This is a genomic window from Algoriphagus algorifonticola (genome assembly GCF_007655305.1).
Lineage (GTDB): Bacteria > Bacteroidota > Bacteroidia > Cytophagales > Cyclobacteriaceae > Algoriphagus > Algoriphagus algorifonticola.
In genome coordinates, this window is the sequence record NZ_VLOG01000039.1 from 127,219 (window position 1) to 146,667 (window position 19,449).

Here is a 19,449-nt window from a genome sequence, read left to right on the forward strand (position 1 = left end):
CCTTTATATTCTGTGGATATCCCTGGAGGTTCATAACTCCACAAAAAAAAATAAATAAAAGAAAATGAGGAAGTTTCATTGATTGAATATTAGTGCTTTGAATCGTGCATGAAATCAAGATAAGTCTTTAATATAAGCTAAGTAGTACATAATCGAATAACTCCTTATATTTCTCTTAATTTTTAGTAAATGAAAAAAGCTGTACTCTTCTTCATCATTTTCACTGTTGGTATAGGTTTGGCCTTCTTTGGCCTTGATTTTTTGTTGGCCAAGAAAATCGATAAACTGATTAATGAGAATCCGGAAAGGCAATATGACCTGCTTTTTGAAAATGTTGATGTCAATATTCTGAGAGGCAGAGTAGAGTTGAAGCATATTTTGTTGGACCCTTTAGAGGAGGGATTGCCAGTTGAAATCACTGGTTCTGTAGAACAAATAATATTTTCCTCACTCAGCATTTGGGATTTGATTTTCAACAATGCCGTGGACATAGGAGAGATCAAGCTGATCAATCCCTCTTTTAGACTGATTAAAATTGACTCACTTTCCAATTTGCAGGATAATTCAAAAGCCTTTCAGGATCTTTTTGGGGATTTAATATCCAGAGGGATTGTCAGGGATTTCGTCTTAGAGGGAGGCAAGGCAGAATTATTGATTCAGGAAGACAGCCTGAGATCCTTTGGGTTTTTTACAGATTTATTTATTCATGCTAAAGGTTTGAAAACAGATAAAAGAATTGTGACTCATGTGGTTCCTTTTGAGTTGAATCAGATTCAAACAGGGCTGAAGAATTTATTTTTACAAATGAACTCCAAGCAGTCAATAAAGATTGGAGCCATTGATTTTGATTTTTTGAATGAAAGCTTATCATTTCAAAATGTTGCAATGCGGTATGATCAGGAGATAGAAAAAATTTCTTTTGAAAAAACATATCAAAAAGACTTGATAGAATTTGAACTGAAGGAGTTGAATTTTGTGGGTTTAGATGCAGAGAGTGATTTGTATGGGAACTGGTCTATCATTGCAGATAAAATGATTTTGGACTCCTTGATTTTCACAGATGTTAGGAATAAGAATAAACCTAGAGAGAAAGAGATCAAAAAGCCGATGTTTGCAGGGATGCTTTCAGGTATTCCTATTCCTCTTCAAATTGATACCCTTCAAATTCGAAATAGTCAATTGACCTATATTGAAATCCCCGAAGGTCATTCAAAAGGACCAAAGATTTCATTTGAGAAATTCCATGCAGATATATATGGGGTAATTAGCATAGATTCACTTCGAAGGTCCAAGGAAATGACTATGGAGGTGAAAACAGAATTTTTAGGACAAACTCCCATACAGGCAAATTTTACTGTTCCATACAATCAGGAGCTTTTCAAAATGAATCTCAACTTAGGAGCCATGGACTTAACTATTTTAAATCCCATCATTGAGCCAATGGCGGCATTGAGAGTGGAATCAGGAAAGCTCCGCAAATTGAGCTTACAGATGGATTCTTGGGAAGTAGCATCCAACAACCAGATGGTCTTTGATTATGAAGGTCTCAAGCTAGAAGTGCTAAAAGACGGCACTTCCAAACAAAAAAACTCTTTGCTCAGTGTCATAGGAAACATTGCGATTAGGTCTGAGAACCTACCCGAAAAAAAGAATTATCGAATCGCTAATTATCAAACCAAAAGGAATGTATACCGCAGCCCTTTCAACTTTATTTGGGAAAGCACCAAAGGTGGCCTGCAGGAAATTACCCCCGGTGGGCTCACCAAATTGCTGACAGGAAGAAAAGATTCTGAAGGAAAGCAGGAAAAAAATCAGAAAAAATAAAGCTTTTTGCTTTCCGTCACATTTTGTCAGAGAGGAATACTAGGACTTTTATAAATTTAGGCATGAATCAAGAGTCCAATGAAAAGCTGGAACTGGCAGCGAAGTTTGTTAACAGTACAGCAGCCCCCATTTTTTTAACAGGAAAGGCAGGAACGGGAAAGACAACTTTCCTCAGAGAACTTGCCGTCAAAACCCATAAAAATTATGTAGTCGTAGCACCTACAGGGATTGCGGCCTTGCAAGCTAAAGGTGTGACCATACATTCCCAGTTTTTACTGCCTCTAGGAAGTTTCTTACCTGTTAAAGAACCTGAAGGGAATTACACGGATCAATATGGATTCTATACTCAACATACCTTGGGAAGAAGACATCCTTTGAATAAGATCAGAAAATCTGTATTGAGATCTATTGATCTACTGGTAGTCGATGAAGTCAGTATGCTACGAGCAGACATTTTGGATGCTATCGATTATAGAATGAAAAGTGTCAAGGGGAATTTTAATCAGCCCTTTGGAGGAGTCCAGGTCTTGTTGATAGGGGATTTATATCAATTACCTCCCATTGTAAAGGATCATGAAATGGCAATTTTGGGAAGATTTTATTCCAGCATGCATTTTTTTGAGGCCAAAGCTCTTAATCAATCCGGCTTGGTTTATCTGGAACTGGATAAGATTTTTCGCCAGAGAGATGAGGTTTTTATCAACTTACTGAATCATCTCAGAGATAATCAGCTAGACGCAGAAGATGTCAGATTATTGAATAAGCACTTTCGAACTCAGGAGGAAATCAAGGAAGAAAAGGATTGTATTACCATCACTACCCATAATTACAAGGCAGATCAGATTAATCAGAATGAGCTCAATTCACTTTCTGGGCCTTCTTTTTTTTACCGAGCTGATATAGAAGATGATTTCCCGGAATCCTTGTTTCCCTTGCCAGAAAAACTCGAATTGCGAGAAGGAGCTCAAATTATGTTTGTCAAAAATGACAGCTCAGGCTTTTCCTCCTATTTCAATGGAAAGTTGGCAACCGTTACAGAACTCAGCGATAATTCCATTACTGTGATTATGGCCGATGAAACCGAGGAATATACTCTGAGAAAGGAGGTTTGGGAGAACAAGAAATATCTTGTGAATCCTCAAACAAAAGAGCTTGAAGAGGAAGTCGTAGGAACATTCTCCCAGTTTCCAATCAAACTGGCTTGGGCAGTAACAGTGCATAAAAGTCAAGGCCTTACGTTCGACAAGGCAATCATTGATGTAGGAAACGCCTTTGCTCCAGGTCAGGTATATGTGGCTCTTAGCCGCCTGAGAAGCTTGGATGGATTGATCCTCAGAAGCAGAATTCAAAGCGGCTTGATTTATTCGGATCAGCAGGTGGTTAATTTCTCCCAAGGAGCCAAAACCCATCAAAAACTGGATGAGGCCTTGGAAGTTCATCAGCGAAATTACCTCCAGCAACTTTTGGAAAACACCTTTCAGCTAAGGCCTATTTATAAAGAGATCAATGATCATCTATCCGGTCAGGAAGGAAAGATGGAGTTCGCATTAGAGCAAATGCAACAATGTCTGCCTTCTATTCGGCAATTGATTCAATTGGAATTGGAAAATACCGAGAAGTTCTCTAGACAGCTCGTCTATTTGTTGTTTGAAAAAGACCAAGACAAATTAAGGGAAAGGTTAGAAAAAGGAGTAGCTTATTACAAAGGTCTCTTTTTGGATATTCTAGAGAAGCTTGCACTTCAGTTGGTGTTGGTTTCGAATTTTTCTAAAACAATGGCATATCAAGAAGAAGTGGAAGCTATAGAGGAGATGTTTATTCGAAAATATCTGGAAATCAATAAGATAAAAAGGATAGTTCAGGCTGTTTTAGAAAATGATATTCCTGGCAGGATGGATGATATCGAAGATAAGTTCAAAGGCTTGAGAAGACAGTTTTATGAGAAAGCAAAGGACTTGGCCTCTGATAAATTGAAAGACATCAAGTCAAAAACCGGAAAGGTAAAAAAGGGAACTGCACAGCCTAAAAGACAAAAAGGAGATTCTCAGGAGCTTACTTTTCAGCTTTTTGAATCAGGAAAGGGAATAGCAGCAATCGCATTGGAGAGAGGGTTAGCAGAGTCTACTATTAAGGGTCACTTGGCTGATGGGATTGTTTTAGGAAGAATTGAATTGGAAGATTGCCTTCCCGGTGAAACTATCATTGAGATTCTTGCCAGCATGGAAAAATTCAAAAGCATGAAAGAGCTAAGGGAGCATTTCTCAGGGAAATATGATTACGGAACCTTAAAGATGGTCATTGCAGGAAACAAGACTGTATAAAAAAGGGAAGCCATTTGACTTCCCATTTTCAATCTTAATCCTTCTTGCTGTAATATCGATCATGAAATTGATAGCGTGCTTCAACATTCGATTTCTCTTCTTTAGAAGTCACGTCAATAATAAGATAAGGAGGATTAGAAATATTGCCTCCCATTGAAGACCATTGAGCTAAACCTTCGCCATTCGGATTTCCAGTTTTGATAAAGTTGGCGAAATAGCTTTGCATTTGATTGGATACTTTATAATCCTCGGCAGTCCAAGCATATTCTTTGACCAGGGGGAGATTACCCATTGCATATTCTATTTCGCAAGCATGTGGTGCTCCAAGAGCCTTTGGGGCTTCCTGGCCATTTCTTTCCATAGTTCCTCCCGCCAATCCTGGCATTAAGTTTTGATCTTTTAGAGGAGGTCTTAGCTTGCTGTATAAATACCGATAAACCGGCTGATTTGAATTTTTAGCATGTAAATCCAGCCATTTCCATGTACTGTAAGAAATAAACCTATCTGCTGCAAGGTTGGTTGCTGCCCATTCGACTTCTGCAGGAGTATTATGGGGATGAAGTTTCAATACCTCTTCCCATTCTTGAGGATAGGTTTCTTTCACCTTTTCAATAAAAGCTTCTTTGGTAAAAGGCTTGCCCTGCATAAAGGCCATACCTGGAATTTCAGCAGAATTCCAACCTGCCAATAAAGGAACTTGCGCCTGTTCACCAGCTTCAAAAATTTCAGGGAGTGTTTTAGGAAGGAAGTATCCATCGATTGTCACAGGAAATCCGAATCTTTTGGATTCCAAAAACATCTCATACAATTCGCGGGTGGAAAGGGATCTAAGCTCTTTCAGTGAGCTTACTCCCGCCTTATCAGCAAATTCTTTTCCATTAGCTTCTGCTTGTGTTAATGGCATTGGAGCCAGAGTAGGATGAATTCCTGCGCCACTTTCTCCAATTGCACCTGCGATCAGATTTTTTGAAAGGGGAGAGGCCATCTGATAGCTTACTGAGATTGAACCAGCCGATTCTCCTGCAATTGTCACTTTTTTGGGATCTCCACCGAATGAAGCAATATTATTTTGAACCCATCGTAAGGCCATATTTTGATCCATTAATCCATAATTGCCAGAACCTTTGTAGGATGTTTCTGCACTCAATTCAGGGTGAGCAAAGAACCCAAATATTCCCAACCTGTAGTTGACTGTAACAACGACAATTCCTTTTTGAGCCATGCTCTCTCCATCATATCTTGGCTCAGATCCGTCTCCGGCAGAAAATCCTCCTCCGTAGAAATACACCAAAACTGGGAGATTTTTACTGTCTCTTTTAGCTGGGGTCCATACATTTAGATACAAACAATCTTCGCTGATTCCATCAGAGCGAAAATTCATATCGCCAAAAATGGGAGCTTGAACAGCTCTAGGACCAAATTTTTTAGTCTCCCTAATTCCAGCCCAAGCTTTGGCAGGTTGAGGAGCTTTCCATCTGAGGTCTCCGATAGGGGCTTGCGCAAATGGAATACCTAAGTACTTTTGTATTCCTGTCTTGGTATCATACATTCCTTCAATAACTCCTGTTTCAATTTTCGTTTGAACATCAAATGAATTGGAGGTTTGTGCTTTGGCACTGAATGAATGGACTTGGATGGATACCATAATCAAAAAGAAGGCTAATTGAGTTTTCATAGCATTGATTATTGTTTCATTATGAAACAATAGTACTTGCTATTTGGCTTATTTCCTATTTATTTGAATAAATTTTGTAAAGCATGGCTAGTCCGCACCTAAATCAGTATCTGCCCCATATCGCCTACGATTCTGTGGTATTTGGTTTTTCAGGGGAGAAACTTAAAATTCTCATCATGGAATATCACAACACAGGCTGGTTTGCTTTGCCTGGTGGTTTTGTGAAAATAGATGAACCTTTGGATGAAGCGGTTAAGCGAGGGCTGAAGGAGAGAACAGGACTTGATGAAATTTATTTGGAGCAATTTCACACTTTTGGTTCTTTAGAGCGGGTTCAGCCAGAAGTGATGAAAAAGATTCTAGAGGCTCAGAATGGAGATATTCCAGATAATCATTGGTTGTTGGATCGCTTTATTTCCGTCTCTTATTATGCTTTGATAGACTATGAAAAAGTAGAGCCTAAGCCTGATGCCTTATCAGATTCTATTGGATGGTATGGAATAGACGAAATTCCAGATTTAATTTTTGACCATAGCTTTATTGTTCAAAAAGCCTTAGAACATTTAAGGGCACATCTTGATCAAAAGCTGTTATCAGTAAACTTACTTCCTACACGCTTTACCATGAAAGAGCTTCAGAATGTTTATGAGGCTATTTTGGGAGAAAAATTGAATAGAGCTAATTTCCAACGAAAAATGCTAAGCTTAGATATTTTGGAAAGGCATGAAAAGCTCTTTTCAGGAGGCTCTCACAAAGCTCCATATCTATACAGCATTAAAGGAAAGAGCAATTCTTAACCAACCTTATTGCAAAGGCTGGGTAAGAACGCTAAGAATTGTTGTGATTCCTTCTCTATAATTCCCCAGTCTGATATTTTCATTGGGGCTGTGCTGATTATTATCTGCATTTACTGTGGGGATAGTCACAGCCGGTATTCCCAATGCATCTACGAAAGGAGAAATTGGAATACTTCCACCAGAAATTCTGATTTGAATAGGCTCTTCCCCGAAAGCTCTCACCATCGCTTTTCTTAACCATGCTCCAGCCTCTGAATTCATAGGGGTTCTAAATGCTTGGTATGAAATGGTATAATTCATTCTCAGCAATTTGGGATACATCATCCTTTCCTCATCTGTAGGTTCATCGCTGATGATATGAAATCCTTGTTTTTTGATGTGATCTTGAATTAAGGCAAAAAGCCTTTCGGGATCGGATTCTGGAACCAAACGCATATCTAATTCAGCCATTGCTGTTGCAGGTACTATAGTTCTGGCTTCAGGACCTACCCAAGCAGATTGCATCCCTCTGATATTTAAGGATGGATATTGGATGCTTTCTTGATAGCTTTGGCCTACCTGGTCAGTTCTTCCTAGACCCAGACGTTTCTTGATAGCTGCCTCATCATCAGGGACAGCCTCAAGTATGGCCTTTTCCTCAGAACTAAGATTAATTCCATCGTAAAATCCAGGAATAGTGACTCTTCCATTTTCATCTTTCATACTTGCCAATAGCTGCGCAAGAAGAAAGCCGGGATTGGGTGCATAATTCCCATAATGTCCTGAATGCTGTGGTACTTTTGGACCATAAGTGGTAAGAGTCATTTCAGAGATTCCTCTTGCTCCATAGCTTAATGTTGGCAGGTTCGAGGTATGTCTTGGTCCATCCATAATCAGCATCAAATCTGCACTCAGTTTATCTTTGTACTGCTTAACAGCACCTGGTAGTCTTGGAGAGCCTTGTTCTTCCTCAAAATCCAAAATAACCTTCACATTGTAATTGGGTGAGATTCCATTTTTAGATAGAGCATCCCAACCTGTCAAAAACATGGCAAAAGGTCCTTTATCATCTGAAGTGGATCTTGCAAATATTCTCCAATCAGGATCGTATTCATCTAATAGTTTCGCCATAGGGATGATTTCCCATGCCCCTTTGTCATTTTGAACCTTAAGTTCAGGAACGTAAGGGTCTTTTTGATGCCATTTACTTCTATCCACAGCCTGCCCATCTATGTGGAAATAAAAAAGCACAGTTTGAGTTGCCCCGGGTTGATTCTTTTGAGCCAATAAAAGCGGAATTCCTCCTGTATCTAATCTTTCTGAGCTCCAAGCTCTTTCACCAAACTGTCTTTCGCACCATAGAATATTGACTTCTATTTGCTCAGGATAAACCGCATCGTTAGGCATAGCCACTATTTCATTTAAGAGCTTGACGCCTGATTGCCAATTGTCAGATGTCATTTGCTCTAGCTCACTTTGAGATGGAACTTGGGCAATGATTTTTGAGCTCAAGAATAAAAACAGGATGAATATTGTATTTTTCATAGATAGAAGCTTTGCTGGAAATTAGATAAAACTATGGGTAGGAACAAGTGGAAAAATTGCCAATGGTTATTGGAAATACTGTAAAACAGTTATCGAGATTCAAACATGCTAAGCTTTTCCTTGTTCTTTTTAAAATTACAAAAGCTTAAAATGAGATTTATATCAGCTCTCTGTTTTCTAATGATGGTTTTTTCTCCTGCTTTTTGCCAGGAAAGTTCATCCTATACATACCAATCACCAAGTAGGGATGGTTCGGGTAAAATTTACATGGGTCGTGAAATTTCCCTGATTATGGGTTTTCAGGGAAAAGCCTGGCTAGAAAGAAACAGTAGAGAGCAGGAAGAAAGTGTTTCTTTAGCTATCAAAAATCTTCCGGTAACAGAGGAAAGTGTGGTTGCGGATATTGGAGCGGGTTCGGGCTATTATACTTTTCGTATCGCTCCAAAAGTACCAAAGGGTAAAGTATACGCGGTTGAAATTCAAGATCCAGCCATAGACTATCTCAAGTCAAAAAGTAAAGAACTAGGCTATAGTAATGTGGAGGCAATAAAGGGAAGTGCCACCTCACCTAATCTTCCGGCTAATTCAGTGGATTTAGTGATTATGGTAGATGTTTATCATGAATTAGAGTACCCTAAGGAGATGCTGCAATCAATTCGAAAATCTTTAAAGCCCGATGGGAAACTATTACTGATTGAGTATAGGGGAGAAGATGCTTGGATTCCAATAAAACCTTTACATAAAATGACGGTAGATCAAGCAAAGAAAGAATTGGAGGCTAATGGGTTTAAATTCATTGAAAACGGGAAATTCATGAAAATCCAACACTTCCTGATATTTGGGAAAGAGGATTAGTGATTTTTGAAATTCTAATTTTTCAACTTGACTAAAGGATAATTCAACCCATTTACTTCATTTCTAACCACTATATATTTATCTAGGCTTTTGAATAGTTCGGTCAAGTTTCTAAATCCATAAGACCTAGGGTCAAAGCTTGGGTCTATTTTTCTGAGGGAAGCACCGATTTTAGCAATGTGAATTTCTTCTTCTTCATCTGATGAAATTTCAAAAGCACGATCAATAAGATGCATATCCAAATTGGATGAGAATTTCTTTTTTCTTGAATCTTCCTGATTCGAATTAGGCTTTTTGGTTTGTTCTGATGTTTTTGAATCTCTGTTGCTTGTATCCTTTTCATCTTCCACTTCATCGCCCAGATTTTCTGCAAAAGTGAAAATCTCACATGACTGTACAAAAGCCTGTGGAGTAAGTCTACGACCTATTCCCATGACAAACATGCCTTCTTCCCGAATTCTTTTTGCAAGTCCAGTATAGTCTGAATCGGATGATACAATACAGAAGCCATCTACCGAATTGCTATGCAAAATATCCATCGCATCGATGATCAAAGAGCTATCTGTAGAGTTCTTTCCTGTGGTGTATGCGAACTTTTGAATAGGACTAAAGGAATGTAGGTTGATGACCTCTTTCCATGAATTCATTTGGGGAGTAGTCCAATCACCATAAATTCTCCGAATGGTTGCTTTCCCGTATTTAGATACTTCTTCCAAAATTTCTTTGATCAATTTGGCTGAGGCGTTATCTCCATCTACGAGGACTGCAAGATTTGATTTGGTATCTCTCATTAAAAATGTGTTAGAGTTTTATTTAAACAAGTAATTCTAAGTTATATAAGACTGTTTTTACCCAGGTAGTTCCATAACTAGTAATGAAAAAGGGCGAATCTCGCCCTTTCTCTGAACTGGTTTATGGAGTTTATTTGAGTTTTTCCTTAAAAAAGGCGATGGTTCTCTCCCAAGCCAACTGAGCAGCTGCCTCATCATATCTTGGAGTGGTATTATTATGAAATCCATGGTTGACACCCGGATACATATGCATGGAATATTCAACATTATTGGCTTTTAGGGCTTTTTCATACTCTTCCCATCCAGCATTGACACGCTCGTCCAGTTCGGCATATTGAACTAGTAATGGTGCCTTGATCTGAGCTGCTTCTTCGGCTGATGGCTGTCCTCCATAAAAAGGAACTGCCGCACCGAGATCAGGAAGTTTCACTGCCATCATATTAGAAATCCAACCGCCAAAACAGAATCCAACTACCCCAACATTTCCATCACAATCCGGATGGTTTTTCAGGTAATGATAGGCAGCGATAAAATCCTCCAGCATACTATCCCGATCTCTTTTCCGCTGCATTTCTCTGCCTTCATCGTCATTGCCTGGATATCCGCCCAAAGGCCATAAAGCATCGGGTGCTATGGAAATAAAACCAGCCACAGCGCATCTCCTTCCAACATCCTCAATGTAAGGGTTTAAGCCTCTGTTTTCATGAACGACTACAATTCCCGGGGATTTTCCAGCTCCCGATGGCTTGGAAAGCAACCCTCGGATTTCGCCTCCACCCTTAGGTGAGTTATAGAGAACGTAATCTGAGCTCTGCATCCTGTCATCATCTGGCTGAACTGTTGCAGTGGTAATGTAATCAGGCATCATGGTGCTCATCAAAGTGGCCAACGTAATCCCACCTACTGCATAAGCAGAAAGCTTTTCCACGAAAGTCCTTCTATCCAGTTTATTGTGTGCGTAATAGTCGTAAAGGTCAAAAACTTCCTGAGGTATATCCTCTTTCTTTAATTTATCCATTATTCCAATTTTGGGTGTAGCATTAAGTTGCGAAAAAAGGAAATAGAATCCATGAAAAAGTTGAATCACTCATCAAAGTGAGGGATAAGTGGCAAAATCAATCAGTACTTCTAAATTTCAATTGTAGCCCCATGAGGAAATTTCTCAGAATCTGATCCTTGCATACTCGGTATTGGTGTTGGTCTGGTTTTCTAAAAAAAGCGCTCAATTCATGTTTGCTGATCCGGAATTTTCTTAACTCAAAGACATCCAGCATATCCTGATCTTTCATGCTTAAGGCTATCTTCAGTTTTCTTAATATCATGTTATTATTCAGGGATTTCTCGGCTGCGGGAGTTTCACCATCCTTTTGACCTCTTTTCAAAACAATAAATCCATTTAGAAAATGAGCCAACTCTTTGTCATATATCTGTTTGTATTCAGGATCATCTTCTTTTTTAAGCCAGTTGCTGACTTCCTCTCTGGTGCTTTCCAGCCCCCCTTTTTTGAAAAGATCAATCATTTCAAAATCATTAAAATCAAAAGTGAATCGAAGGGTTCTCAGAATATCATTATTACTCATAAATCGCTGCTTGTTTCAAATCACTAAGATACTTACAAAAATTAGATGAGGTCTTTTAAAGTGAATTTGCTTTCCAATTGATCTTTTCCCGAAAAATCAGTAGATCTTTGTGACAGCAACTATAAAAAAAAGAGTGACTCAAGTTTTATTTATAACTCCTCCTTTTACCCAGCTGAATACTCCCTATCCCGCTACGGCTTACCTCAAAGGATATTTAAAAACCTTGGGATATGAATCCAAGCAGATGGATTTAGGTATTGAATTGATCTGGAAAATTTTTTCAGTGGAGGGCTTAGGACAGATTTTTCATCAAATTGAACAAAGCCAGATTGAACTGTCTGAAAATTCTGCTAGAATCCTGAGGCTTAAGAAGAAGTATTTGCAAACCATTGATTCTGTTATTGCATTTCTTCAGGATAAAAACCCGACTTTGGCATACACCGTCGTAGAGGGTGATTTTCTTCCTGAGGCTTCCCGCTTTGAGCAAATGGATGATATGGAGTGGGCTTTTGGAACCTTAGGGATTCGGGATAAAGCCAGATACCTTTCCACCTTATACTTGGAAGATATAGGAGACCTGATTACTGAGGCGATAGACTCGAATTTTGGATTTAGTAGATATGCAGAAAGATTAGGCTTGAGTGCGAGAGAATTTGACGAAATGGACGAGGCACTCAAGCAACCCAGTGGACTTTTGGATGAGTGGATGTGTCAAATTTTAGACGCCAAAATCAAAGATGTCAATCCAAAATCAATTGCCTTTTCTGTTCCTTTTCCGGGGAATTTATATGGAGCTTTAAAATGCGGTCAGTTTATAAAAAAGGCTTATCCTGATATCAAAGTATGGATGGGAGGGGGATACCCCAATACAGAGCTAAGATCCTTGAAAGACCCAAGGGTATTTGATTATATTGACTTTATCACTTTGGATGATGGAGAGGCTCCTGTCAAGTTGTTATTGGAATATCTGGATGGCAAAAGACCAGTTGATGAATTAAAAAGAACATTTATTCGGCAGAGTGGTGCAGTGAGATTTATAAATAATTCTGCTGTAAAAGATATTCCCCAGCGAGAAACCGGAACTCCAGATTACAGTGACTTGCACTTGAGAGAATATCTCTCAGTGATCGAAGTGGCTAATCCCATGCATAGGCTTTGGTCGGACGGAAGGTGGAATAAGTTGACTTTGGCGCATGGTTGCTATTGGGGTAAATGCACGTTTTGTGATATTTCTTTGGATTATATCCAACGCTACGAACCCATCAATGCCTCCATTCTTTGTGATAGGATAGAGGAAATCATTGCTCAGACTGGTCAGAATGGATTTCATTTTGTAGATGAAGCTGCACCTCCAGCTTTGATGAGGGATCTCGCTATTGAAATTTTACGAAGAGGCCTATCGGTAGTTTGGTGGACCAATATCCGCTTTGAAAGCAGTTTTACCGCTGATCTTTGCAAGCTCTTACGGGCGTCAGGATGCATAGCAGTATCAGGCGGGTTGGAAGTTGCTTCGGATAGGCTATTAGAGCTTATAAAAAAAGGCGTGACAGTTGGGCAAGTGGCAAGAGTTTGCAATCACTTTACCCATTCAGGGATTATGGTTCATGCTTATTTGATGTATGGATTTCCTACTCAAACTGCCCAGGAAACCATTGATTCTCTGGAAATGGTTCGACAGCTGTTTGAAAGTGGGGTATTGCAGTCAGGTTTTTGGCACCGATTCGCCATGACTGCTCACAGTCCAGTTGGCTTGGCACCAGATTTATTTAAAGTGAAAAATGCTGTTTCAGGACTGGGTCGCTTTGCTAATAATGAGTTGCAGCATGAGGACCCAACGGGAGCAGATCATGATCTTTTTGGAGAGGGATTGAGGAAATCACTCTTCAATTACATGCATGGAATAGGATTTGACGTTCCGCTTCATCAGTGGTTTGATCATCAAGTACCTTCAAGCAGTATTCCCAAGAGATATATAGAAAAAGAGCTTCAGGAAGAGCAGTTTCTTTTGAAAGATCAGCAAAGAATAATTTGGATAGGTGAGCAGCCTGAATTAGTGCCTTCAGAAGAGGAAGGTTTTGCTGAACTCATTTTTTCAGGTAAGAAAGAGGATTTTGCCTTGGAGTTACCTGAGGAGTTTGCGGAATGGGTTTACTCTTTTTTGGAGAATGTCGGCTATCAAAATCAGCTTCAAAGGCTGAAATCTATCAAGGAGGATTATGAAGAAAAATTGGGAGATTTTTCCGAATTGGCCGAATCTGAAGTTTGGCAAATATTAAGGGAAAATGGGCTTTTGATCTTTTGATATCTAATTATAGGTTGATAGTTTCGGAGAATTTAATTTGGTTTTCTGCCGAGAAAAATTGTTAAATTGACTCAATATTTAGCCAACATGGAAGAAGAGATTTACCAAAATGTAAAAACTGAGAAAACATCTCGTGAGAGGCAGACCTTTTATAGAGTTACTTTTAATAACAATTCTCAACTTTTGAAAATAGCTGATAACAAGGCAAATATTATCATCAGTATCAATGCATTAGTGATTTCATCTATGGTAGCCCTGGTTGGATACGGATCAGTTTCCAATCAAATAGACATGTCCAATTTGGTGATGTTAATCCCTTTGGTAGTTTTTATTCTTACTTCATTGACATCTACTATCTTGGCTGTTCAGGCAGCAAAACCAAAGATAGTTGGCAAATCAAACCAATCTGTTGAAAAGCGATCAGTCATTTTCTTTGGCTCCGTCTCAGAATTTACCAAAGATGAATACTTGAGAGAGCTCAATGAAACTTTGAAATCCAAGGACGAAATTCAGGATCAAATGTCCACTTCCTTATACTACCAAAGCATGGTGCTCAATCATAAATACAAATTGTTGAGACATGCTTATCAGGCATTTATTTTAGGATTAGTGATCGGAGTAATTGCCTTATTGCTACAGATATTTTGATTAATCTACCCTGTTGAATTCGATAGAATTACCTAGCTGCAAGTTGTAGCTGATGTACTTTCCTTTTTCATCCTCTTTAATCTCTATTTTCTCTCCGCTATTTCCTAACTCAACATTTTTCCAGTTAGAAGGAAGATAGGTCTTCAGTGTAAGTGGAATACTGTAGATAGCGGGGTCTAGTTCAGATTTTAGTGAAATTTGAATCTTTTTGTCCGATTCAATACTAGTACTGATTTCACTATTCATTCTTGCTCTCAAAAACTTGGTAACATCCCGGAAGGTGGCGATCCATAATTGGTTTTCATTTGCTTTCATGTAGGAAAAATATTCCACCAGTTCATTTCTTGTTTTAGGCTCCCAACCTAGGTTTTCTACACCATGAAAAACTAAAACCAACCAAGTATCATCGTGCTTCATGACTGTGTCTACCCAAGATTTCATTTCACCAATTCCGATTCTGCTTAAAGGGCCTCTTTGCCATTGCACATATTCTTTATTTGATTCGCCCGGAGTCATTTTGCTTCCTCGGTTAATTTCCTCCAACCAATCTTCAGGCATTCTATTTCTCAAAGAAGGATAAATCTTATGAGCATATTCCATTACGCGTTCATTCTCCGTTCCATAAGGCCCCTCCGCACTAAAGATTGATTCTTCTCCTATAAATTTGAGGAGATCAGCTTTACTTTGCTCCAACTCATACAGCATGTTTATTTCGTCAAGAACTGCTAACCTGGGGTGAGTAACAGTGTGTGAGGCTATCTCATGTCCCTGTGCGGCATAAGATTTATACTGGTCCCAAGTAGTAGTATCTTCCACATTGTTATGAAATACCACGTCATTGGTGTTTTTCATTTTGCCTTCCCGTATTTTTTGGTAGCCTTCATCCAGTAGAAGATATGCTTCTTTTACTTTTCCTTGCTCGAATAGAGAACCAACTCTAGCATGATAATCCTCCGCCTCAGAGGTGCCTGTGAATGCAATTAGAGAGGCTCGCTCAAAGATATTAGTTGAATCAGTGGGGGTATTGGCGGTTTCTGTAATTATTTCTTTGGGGTCTCTTCCTAAGAATTTTCCTTTACCTGATCCATCTACTTTTCCTGTAATGATGTAAAATGTCCCAGGAAGCCCCAAACTATCCATGATAGGTTTGGCGATGGTAAATTGATTGATAATCCCATCATCGTAAGTGACTGAAATTGCTCCTGATTTATCATCAGGCCATTTTGTGATCTCTGTTGTTACAGTGATGTTGTTTTGACAAGCAAATAGGCCAAAGGCAAATAGAAAGAATATTCCGTAGCGCATGGTTTGATAGGGGTGATGTTTCGAAGTCTAATATCCTCAAAATGATATCAAAGGTCCAACCGCTGATCAAAAAGAAAAAGCCGCTTGTGGCGGCTTAGATTTAATAAGTGTATTTGACATAAACTCTCCGATTAATCTTCTGACTATCCGGAGCCAGTTTTATTTGGGATTGCTCGCTGGCTTGATCTGCCATGATTCTAAACATAGGACCTGGGCTAGGAGGAGAGTCCACAGTCACATGGTAAACAGAAATATTTCTTATCCCCAAAGTTTCTGCAATTAGGAGAGCCCTGGACTGTGCATTTCTCAAAGCATCGGTCAATAAGGAATTCTCCAGTGATTTTTGAGCAGTTTCTGATACCTGAAAGCTTAAATTAAAACTCATATCTCCTGATTCTTGGATAGCCTCTGCTATTTTTTGCAGGTCTTCATTTTTACTTCCGGTGACAATCCTGAGTGTCTGTCTGGCAACATAACCACTGTCTCTGGAAACCCCACTTCGGTAAATTCTATTAATGTCTACAGAGTAATTGTCTGCTATTAATTTGTAGTCCTTAATCTTGGCTTTTTTGAGAAGATCTGCCAAGCGTTGAGTTTTGTTATTGAGGATTTTGGTGGCATCACTGACTTTCATGCCTTTTTCTTCAAGCATAATATTAAAAACTGCCTCGTCAGGGGAAATAAGTCTTTCTGCAAATCCTTCAACCTCAATCAAAGGAACTTGCTGAATTTGTTGGGCGAATACTTGAAAGCCAAAAATGGCGGCAAGTAAGGTCAATGCTATCTTTTTCATTATTTCTTCATTTAAGTAAAAATGGCTTATTACAATAATTACTTCCAAAACGCGGTCCAAAATTCATATGCTACAGGAATTGCTCATTTAAAAGAAGCGTTTTGACAAATTTTAAGAAAGCCCTGATTTAATCATATTTCAATTTAGTTGAATTCTTTTAAGTCTAAGACTATTTAATACTACTGATACGGAACTGAAGGCCATCGCCGCTCCAGCAATCATTGGGTCTAATAAAAAACCATTGATGGGATAAAGTAATCCTGCGGCGATAGGTATTCCAATGAGATTATAAATAAAAGCCCAAAATAAGTTTTGTCTAATTCCCTTTACAGTCAGATGCGAAAGTTTAAAGGCCTGAGGGATTTTTTCCAAATCTGATGTAATCAATGTCATTTTGGCTACATCCATAGCAATATCAGAACCATGACCCATAGCAATGCTGATATCCGCCTGGGCAAGAGCTTCCGAGTCGTTGATACCATCACCAACCATCGCAACCACCTTTCCCTGAGCCTGAAGATTTTTAACATATTCAGATTTATCAGATGGAAGTACTTCCGCGCGGATATTTGTGATAGAAAGTTCCTTCCCAACTGCTTCGGCTGTTTGTAGGTTGTCGCCTGTTAGCATGTGAACTTCTATCCCTGATTTTTGGAGTTGATGGATTGCGGACTTTGAACTGGTTTTGATTTGATCTTTTATTCCAATAATGGCCAAAACTTGATTGGAATTCGCAAAATAAACCACAGTTTGAGCTTGATCTTTCCAAGAATTAGCTTCTGATTTCAAATCGCCATCCAAAACAATATTCCTGTTTTCTATCAAGCGCTGGTTTCCGACATAATAGGTTTCTCCATTATGAATAGCTTTGATTCCGAGCCCAGTAATACTTTCAAACTGAGCGATTTTAGTACCCTGAATTTCTTGGGTTTTTAAATAGTTGACAATAGACCCCGCAAGTGGGTGCTCAGATTGAGATTCAATAGCAAAGAGCAATGATAAATTTTCCTCTGTGACATCCTCAGTACGAAGCCATTTGATATCGGTAACGCTAGGTTTTCCTACTGTGATGGTCCCTGTTTTATCCAAAACCAAGGTGTTAACCCGATGGCCAATTTCAAGACTTTCTGCATCTCGGATGAGAATATTGTTCTCTGCTCCTTTACCCATCCCAACCATGATGGCTGTAGGGGTGGCCAATCCTAAAGCACATGGACAAGCTATGACCAGAACAGCAATAGAAGTTAATAAAGCATGGGTAAAGGCTTCATCATCTCCAACTAGCATCCATATGGTAAATGTTAGCATGGAGATCGCAATGACTGTTGGGACAAACACTCCTGCAATTTTATCTACCAGCTTTTGAATAGGTGCTTTACTTCCCTGAGCTTCCTGCACCCTTTTGATGATTTGGGCTAAGAGAGTGTCAGAGCCTACTTTTTCAGCGATAAACTGGAAGCTTCCTTTTTGATTGATGGTTCCTGCAAAGATTCTATCGCCAGTTTTCTTGGAAACCGGAATGGGTTCTCCACTGATCATGCTTTCGTCAATGTAGGATTCACCAGATGATAATTGGCCATCTACAGGTACTTTTTCGCCAGGTTTAACCAATAAAACATCACCTTCCTGCACCTCTTCTATGCCTAGTTCTACCTCGTTTCCATCTTTAACAAGGTGAACTGTTTTGGGTTGGAGACCCATAAGTTTTTTCAAAGCTGAAGATGTACTCGATTTGGCTTTCTCCTCTAGCATTTTTCCAAACGAAATAAAGGTGATAATCACCACTGCTGCCTCATAGTAAACATGGGCTTCCAGGCCTCTTGAAGTCCAGAATTGAGGATAAATAGTATTGAAAAATGAAAAAAGGAAAGCTATACCGGTACTTAATGCGACAAGCGTATCCATATTAGCCTTGCGATGTCTGGCCTGCTTGTAGGCATTGATAAAAAATGTCTGGCCAAAGTAAAATAGAACTGGAACAGAAAGAGCCATGCTAATCCATTTTCCGGGTTCCCAGGACATAAAAAACATACCCAAAATGAAGACAGGAATACTCAGGAAAGCGGATCCTATGGTTTGTCTTCTGGCCTTCTGATATTTTTTATCCTGTTCCTCGTCTACGGATTTCTGGAGATTTTCAGAATCCAAAATTAATCCATAACCGACTGCTAAAAGCGCTTCATGCAATCCCTGAGGACTAACTTCACCTGAATACTTTACTTGGACCGTGTTTGTGGCAAAATTTACAGAAGCTGATTGTACACCTTCAGTATGTGAAAGGATAGTTTCAACACTGGAAGCACATCCCGCACAGGTCATGCCCGTAACTGGGAAGGTTGATTGATGTATTACCGTATTTTTCATGCTTCAAATGTCAGATAATAGTTAAAAAAACAGCTTATAGAATTTTGGCAGTTTTTATCAAAATTTTGACCTAGTTGCCTTTTCTAGTTAAATGCTATCCAAAGAAATCCTCGAGTTTTTTCTGGAATTTTTAAATTCACTGGGCGTCATTCCTGTCTCCTTTTTAAATTGGGAAGAAAGGTATGAGGAACTACTATAATCCAGCTGATAGGCGATTTCGGAGAGATTCAATTCTTCATAGGAAAGAAGTTCTTTCACTTTTTCAATTTTCTGTTTTGAAATATATTTTTCTATGGTAATTCCTTCTACTGAGGAGAAAAGCCTACTTAGATAACTGTAATCATGTTGTAATCCGCTGGAAATTAATTGAGAGAAATTTACTTTTCTTTCTCTCTCTGCCTGATGAATTTCTTTGATGATTATAGCTTTGATTTTAGAAATTAGGATGGATTTGGGTTCCTCCAATAATTCAAAGCCTAATCCTGACAAATCACCAGCTAGCTGATTTTTTGACGAAGTTGAGATTTCTGAATCTAAAGTGACAGTTCCTAACTGAATGCTACTGAATGGGATATTATGCTCTTGCAACAGACTTTTAACTGCCTCAATGCATCTGTGGCAAACCATGTTTTTAATTCTTAATTCCATTTTATCTAGAATTCTTGATCCT

General features: G+C 39.0%; 15 protein-coding genes. 6 read left to right on the forward strand and 9 right to left on the reverse strand.

The window, feature by feature from the left end; translation table 11 throughout:
* The first annotated feature begins 189 nt into the window (after positions 1-189).
* Together FL972_RS08915 and FL972_RS08920 are read left to right on the forward strand one after the other, a co-directional pair.
* The gene (locus FL972_RS08915; protein WP_144604909.1) at positions 190-1,824 is read left to right on the forward strand and encodes a DUF748 domain-containing protein; all 1,635 of its coding nucleotides are present in this window, start codon (positions 190-192) and stop codon (positions 1,822-1,824) included.
* A 62-nt stretch (positions 1,825-1,886) separates the two neighbouring features.
* A complete protein-coding gene (locus FL972_RS08920) occupies positions 1,887-4,145 on the forward strand; it encodes a helix-turn-helix domain-containing protein (RefSeq protein WP_144604910.1) in 2,259 nt (752 codons plus the stop codon).
* 34 nt (positions 4,146-4,179) lie between these two features.
* On the opposite strand, the gene FL972_RS08925 is transcribed toward FL972_RS08920, so the two are convergent.
* Positions 4,180-5,820, reverse strand: a complete 1,641-nt coding sequence (locus FL972_RS08925; RefSeq protein ID WP_144604912.1) for a carboxylesterase/lipase family protein — start codon at positions 5,818-5,820, stop codon at positions 4,180-4,182.
* Positions 5,821-5,903: 83 nt separating this feature from the next.
* Here FL972_RS08925 and FL972_RS08930 point away from each other — a divergent pair, with 83 nt between their 5' ends.
* Complete coding sequence (locus FL972_RS08930) at positions 5,904-6,617, forward strand: NUDIX hydrolase (RefSeq protein ID WP_091654129.1); 714 nt, start codon at positions 5,904-5,906, stop codon at positions 6,615-6,617.
* Between the two features lie 6 nt (positions 6,618-6,623).
* On the opposite strand, the gene FL972_RS08935 is transcribed toward FL972_RS08930, so the two are convergent.
* Positions 6,624-8,141: a M20/M25/M40 family metallo-hydrolase gene (locus FL972_RS08935; RefSeq protein ID WP_144604914.1), complete on the reverse strand. Its 1,518-nt coding sequence runs from the start codon at positions 8,139-8,141 to the stop codon at positions 6,624-6,626.
* Between the two features lie 150 nt (positions 8,142-8,291).
* On the opposite strand from FL972_RS08935, the gene FL972_RS08940 reads away from it, so the two are divergent.
* Entirely contained in the window at positions 8,292-8,996 is a 705-nt protein-coding gene (locus tag FL972_RS08940) for a class I SAM-dependent methyltransferase (RefSeq protein ID WP_144604915.1), read from the forward strand.
* Positions 8,997-9,010: 14 nt separating this feature from the next.
* On the opposite strand, the gene FL972_RS08945 is transcribed toward FL972_RS08940, so the two are convergent.
* From FL972_RS08945 to FL972_RS08955, 3 genes are all read right to left on the reverse strand, one after another.
* Positions 9,011-9,787 carry an NYN domain-containing protein gene (locus tag FL972_RS08945; RefSeq protein ID WP_144604917.1) on the reverse strand — a complete coding sequence of 259 codons (777 nt, stop codon included), beginning with the start codon at positions 9,785-9,787 and terminating at the stop codon, positions 9,011-9,013.
* A 130-nt stretch (positions 9,788-9,917) separates the two neighbouring features.
* The gene (locus tag FL972_RS08950) at positions 9,918-10,805 is read right to left on the reverse strand and encodes a dienelactone hydrolase family protein (protein ID WP_144604919.1); all 888 of its coding nucleotides are present in this window, start codon (positions 10,803-10,805) and stop codon (positions 9,918-9,920) included.
* 97 nt (positions 10,806-10,902) lie between these two features.
* Positions 10,903-11,367 (reverse strand): YehS family protein, encoded by a 465-nt coding sequence (locus FL972_RS08955; protein WP_144604921.1) that lies wholly within the window; start codon positions 11,365-11,367, stop codon positions 10,903-10,905.
* A 109-nt stretch (positions 11,368-11,476) separates the two neighbouring features.
* Here FL972_RS08955 and FL972_RS08960 point away from each other — a divergent pair, with 109 nt between their 5' ends.
* A complete protein-coding gene (locus tag FL972_RS08960; RefSeq protein WP_250161327.1) occupies positions 11,477-13,669 on the forward strand; it encodes a B12-binding domain-containing radical SAM protein in 2,193 nt (730 codons plus the stop codon).
* A gap of 66 nt (positions 13,670-13,735) precedes the next feature.
* Positions 13,736-14,317 carry a Pycsar system effector family protein gene (locus FL972_RS08965; RefSeq protein ID WP_245756402.1) on the forward strand — a complete coding sequence of 194 codons (582 nt, stop codon included), beginning with the start codon at positions 13,736-13,738 and terminating at the stop codon, positions 14,315-14,317.
* Here the strand turns inward: FL972_RS08965 and FL972_RS08970 are convergent, their stop codons facing one another.
* The 4 genes from FL972_RS08970 to FL972_RS08985 all read right to left on the reverse strand — a co-directional run bounded on the left by FL972_RS08970 (position 14,318) and on the right by FL972_RS08985 (position 19,427).
* Positions 14,318-15,622 carry a polysaccharide deacetylase family protein gene (locus FL972_RS08970; protein WP_144604923.1) on the reverse strand — a complete coding sequence of 435 codons (1,305 nt, stop codon included), beginning with the start codon at positions 15,620-15,622 and terminating at the stop codon, positions 14,318-14,320. It lies immediately after the preceding gene.
* Positions 15,623-15,722: 100 nt separating this feature from the next.
* Positions 15,723-16,415, reverse strand: coding sequence for an SIMPL domain-containing protein (locus tag FL972_RS08975; protein ID WP_144604925.1), 693 nt, complete (start codon positions 16,413-16,415; stop codon positions 15,723-15,725).
* Between the two features lie 138 nt (positions 16,416-16,553).
* Positions 16,554-18,779 carry a heavy metal translocating P-type ATPase gene (locus FL972_RS08980; RefSeq protein WP_144604927.1) on the reverse strand — a complete coding sequence of 742 codons (2,226 nt, stop codon included), beginning with the start codon at positions 18,777-18,779 and terminating at the stop codon, positions 16,554-16,556.
* Between the two features lie 87 nt (positions 18,780-18,866).
* On the reverse strand, positions 18,867-19,427 hold the full coding sequence (locus FL972_RS08985; RefSeq protein ID WP_144604929.1) for a helix-turn-helix domain-containing protein: 561 nt from the start codon (positions 19,425-19,427) through the stop codon (positions 18,867-18,869).
* Between the last annotated feature and the right edge of the window lie 22 nt (positions 19,428-19,449).

Bases quoted from the DNA above. Each gene is read 5' to 3' on its own strand.
- FL972_RS08940 (WP_144604915.1), top strand. From the start codon at position 8,292: ATGAGATTTATATCAGCTCTCTGTTTTCTAATGATGGTTTTTTCTCCT.
- FL972_RS08935 (WP_144604914.1), bottom strand. From the start codon at position 8,141: ATGAAAAATACAATATTCATCCTGTTTTTATTCTTGAGCTCAAAAATC.
- FL972_RS08980 (WP_144604927.1), bottom strand. From the start codon at position 18,779: ATGAAAAATACGGTAATACATCAATCAACCTTCCCAGTTACGGGCATG.
- FL972_RS08945 (WP_144604917.1), bottom strand. From the start codon at position 9,787: ATGAGAGATACCAAATCAAATCTTGCAGTCCTCGTAGATGGAGATAAC.
- FL972_RS08950 (WP_144604919.1), bottom strand. From the start codon at position 10,805: ATGGATAAATTAAAGAAAGAGGATATACCTCAGGAAGTTTTTGACCTT.
- FL972_RS08975 (WP_144604925.1), bottom strand. From the start codon at position 16,415: ATGAAAAAGATAGCATTGACCTTACTTGCCGCCATTTTTGGCTTTCAA.
- FL972_RS08930 (WP_091654129.1), top strand. From the start codon at position 5,904: ATGGCTAGTCCGCACCTAAATCAGTATCTGCCCCATATCGCCTACGAT.
- FL972_RS08915 (WP_144604909.1), top strand. From the start codon at position 190: ATGAAAAAAGCTGTACTCTTCTTCATCATTTTCACTGTTGGTATAGGT.
- FL972_RS08920 (WP_144604910.1), top strand. From the start codon at position 1,887: ATGAATCAAGAGTCCAATGAAAAGCTGGAACTGGCAGCGAAGTTTGTT.
- FL972_RS08970 (WP_144604923.1), bottom strand. From the start codon at position 15,622: ATGCGCTACGGAATATTCTTTCTATTTGCCTTTGGCCTATTTGCTTGT.
- FL972_RS08925 (WP_144604912.1), bottom strand. From the start codon at position 5,820: ATGAAAACTCAATTAGCCTTCTTTTTGATTATGGTATCCATCCAAGTC.
- FL972_RS08955 (WP_144604921.1), bottom strand. From the start codon at position 11,367: ATGAGTAATAATGATATTCTGAGAACCCTTCGATTCACTTTTGATTTT.
- FL972_RS08985 (WP_144604929.1), bottom strand. From the start codon at position 19,427: ATGGAATTAAGAATTAAAAACATGGTTTGCCACAGATGCATTGAGGCA.